The 3,103-nt window shown below is 77.1% G+C and carries 3 protein-coding genes and 1 pseudogene; 2 read left to right on the top strand and 2 right to left on the bottom strand.

What is annotated here, in order from left to right; all coding sequences use genetic code 11:
- A pseudogene (locus tag ABZ885_RS38230) lies at positions 1–418 on the top strand (ABC transporter ATP-binding protein); the annotation flags it as partial.
- A gap of 55 nt (positions 419–473) precedes the next feature.
- On the opposite strand, the gene ABZ885_RS38225 reads toward ABZ885_RS38230, so the two are convergent.
- Positions 474–704, bottom strand: coding sequence for a hypothetical protein (locus ABZ885_RS38225; protein ID WP_360199356.1), 231 nt, complete (start codon positions 702–704; stop codon positions 474–476).
- Positions 705–856: 152 nt separating this feature from the next.
- Positions 857–2,410, bottom strand: coding sequence for an AMP-binding protein (locus ABZ885_RS38220; protein WP_360199355.1), 1,554 nt, complete (start codon positions 2,408–2,410; stop codon positions 857–859).
- Between the two features lie 284 nt (positions 2,411–2,694).
- Here ABZ885_RS38220 and ABZ885_RS38215 point away from each other — a divergent pair.
- On the top strand, positions 2,695–3,103 hold a 409-nt coding region (locus ABZ885_RS38215), incomplete at its 3' end, for an AAA family ATPase (RefSeq protein ID WP_360199353.1).

Here is a 3,103-nt window from a genome sequence, read left to right as displayed (position 1 = left end):
GCGCCCCCACCCGCCCGGGCCCTCCCCCCACAACCCGCCGGTGCTGCTGGCCGACGAGCCCACCGGTGAGCTGGACTCCGAGACCGGGGCCGCCATCTTCGAGGCCTTCCGCACCGTCAACCGCGAACTCGGCGCCACCGTCGTCATCGTCACCCACGACCCGATGGTGGCGGGCGAGGTGCGCCGGACGGTCGCCATCCGGGACGGGCGGACCAGCAGCGAGGTGCTGCGCCGGACGGTCACCGACGAGCACGGCGAGGAGTCGGTCAACGAGCGCGAGTATGTGATGCTGGACCGGACCGGCCGTGTGCAGCTGCCGGTCAAGTTCCTGGAGGCGCTGGGCATGGAGCACCGGGTCGCCGTGGACCTGGCCGCCGACCACATCGAGGTCCGCCCGGACGACCTCGCGGGGCACTGACGCGAGGGCCGGGCGCGGTGCGGCCCTGGAGTGGGGCCGCGCCCGGGAGCGGGCGTCAGTCCTCGTCGGTGACGGGCCGGATCAGCCCGCTGCGCTCCGCGGCCTCCCGTACCGGATCCCGCGGGGTGCTCCCGTCGCCGTGGCGTCTGCCGGTCCCGTGGTCGCCGCGGTCCCGGTGGTCCCCGTGGTCACCCCGCGCGGGGGCGGTGCAGCGGGCGAAGACGAACAGGGCGCCGGCCGCCGCGGCGAGGATGCCGAGGGCGGTCAGGACGCGGAGCCAGGTCACGGAAGGTGCCTCCAGGGTGGCGGCGCGAGGGAGTCGGCCGCCGGTTCTATCGGCAGTCCGGACAGCTCCGTCGAGCGTCCACGGTCGCTTCCGCAAGCCGCCCGCCGCGCGCAAGGTCGCGCACGCGGGCGGCCGAGGCACCGGGGCGCGCGTCACCCCTCGTCACGCGCCCCCAGGACCGGTCCGTCCCCGGAGGCACCTGCGGCGTCCGGGACCAGCGCGCGCAGCGCGGCCAGGTCCGGCTTCCCGGCCCCGCTCAACGGCAGGCCGGGCAGCAGCAGGATCGTCGCCGGATCGCAGAGCGGGCCGCGCCGCTCGCGCACCCACCGGTGCAACTGCTGCTCCGTCACCCGGGCCCCCGGCACCGTGGTCACCGCGGCGTGCACCCGCTCCAGCCGGTCCCGCCCGGTGGTCGAGAACATCACCGCCTCCCGCACCGCCGGGTGAGCGAGCAGCGGCTCCTCGACGTCGCGCGGGAAGACGTTGTGCGCGTCCACGATCGCCATCGCGTCGCGCCGCCCGGCCACCGTCAGGTACCCGGACCGGTCCAGGCTCCCCAGGTCACCGGTGTGCAGCCAGCCGTCCCGCAGCACCTGCGCGGTCAGCTCCGGGTCCCGCCAGTAGCCCGCCATCGCCGTCGGGGTCCGGACGCAGATCTCCCCGGTCCGGCCGGCCGGCAGCGGCGTGCCGTCCTCGTCCAGGATCCGGATCTCGGTGTCCGGCAGCGGCGTGCCGGCCGTGGTCAGCAGCCACGGGTCGAGGTGCTCGTCCGGCGTCAGCCGGGTCACCGGCCCGCACTCGGTGAGGCTGTACGTCTGGTGCAGCACCCGCCCCAGCCGGCGGGTCGCCTCCGCCAGCCGCTCCGGCGAGGCCGGGCACCCGGTGTAGGTGACCCGGCGCAGGCTGCCGGTGTCGGTCCTCGGCAGCGCGGGGTGGTCCAGCACCTGGTAGAGCAGGTGCGGCGGCAGGTACACCCGCGACACCCGGTACCGCTCGACCGCCGCCAGCACCGCGTCCGCCGCGAACCCGTCCTGCAGCACCACCGTGCCGCCCGCCGCCAGCGCCAGGTCCGCCGTGCCGCCGCCACCGTGGCAGAGCTCGGTGCACAGCAGGAAGGTGGACGCGGCCGGCAGCTCCGGCCGCGGCGGCCGGGCGAAACGGCGCAGCACCCCCTTCGGCCGGCCGGTCGAACCGCCGGTGAACCGCACCGCCATCACGTCCTCCGGCCGGTACCGGGGTGCCAGCGGCGCCGCGGAGAGCCCGGCGGCAGCGGCCAGCAGATCGCTGCCCGGTGCCGGGCCGCCGGACGGGGCCGGGCCGAGCGCCAGGGCGAGGGCACCCGGCAGCGCGGCGGTGATCCGCTGCGCCGCGGCGCCGCACCGCACCGGGTCGAACACCAGGGCCGCCGTCAGCGCGTCCTCCGCCATCGCGACCTGCTCCGCGACCGGACGGTCGGTGGGCAGCATCGCCACCCGGCAGCCGACCAGGTTCGCCGCCAGCCGCACCAGCACCGTCTCCGGCCGGTTGCCGGCCAGCACCGTGACGCCGTCACCGCGCCCGAGGCCGGCGGCGGACAGCGCCCGCGCCAGCCGGTACACGTCGTCGAGGCACTCCCGCGCGGTCGGCGACGCCTCCCCGCACCGGATCGCGACCCGGTCCGGATCACGGGCCAGCCCGTCCAGCACCAGCCCGGTGTACGTCGCCACCCCCGTACCGGACCCCGCCGCCGTCAGCGTCCCCGCCACGCCGTCCCGCCCTTCCCCGCACGCCCGTCCCGGCGGATGCCCGACGGATTGCTGACAGATCATCACATCGAGATCCAGCCTAGGCCCTGGCCCGGGCCCCGCCGGCCGCCAGGACCGCCTGCGCCGGGGGAGCGGCGGAGTTGTTATCGTTCCGGGTCGGGCAGAAGCGGGGATGAGGGAACAGCATGGACAGGCCGGCCACGCCGCGCGGGCGGACCGCCGTACGGCAGGAGGCGCAGGCAGCGATGGAACCGCGGGGCCTGGTCGACCTCCGGGGCGAGGCGGGCGCACCCTTCACCGTCCAGTACCCGGCGGACGCCGTCGTGGTCGTCTCCGGCCTGCCCGGGAGCGGCAAGAGCACCCTGCTGCGCCGCTGGTCGGCCCAGGCCGCCGCGGCCGCCACCGTCGACCCCCGGGCCGTGCACGAGGCCTGCGAGGCGGTGATGCCCGCCGCTCTGCCGTACGCCGTCTACCGGCCGTGGGCGCGGCTGGAACACGCCCGGCTGCTGCGCAGCTCGGTCCGCCGGGGCGGGCCGCTGCTGGTGCACGACTGCGGCAGCCGGGCCTGGATGCGCCGCTGGCTCTCCCGGGCCGCCGCCGCGCAGGGCCGCGAACTGCACCTCGTCCTGCTGGACGTCGGCGCCGCGACCGCGC

The organism is Kitasatospora sp. NPDC047058 (assembly GCF_040643935.1).
Lineage (GTDB): Bacteria > Actinomycetota > Actinomycetes > Streptomycetales > Streptomycetaceae > Kitasatospora.
This window is presented reverse-complemented; position numbering and strand designations above follow the sequence as displayed.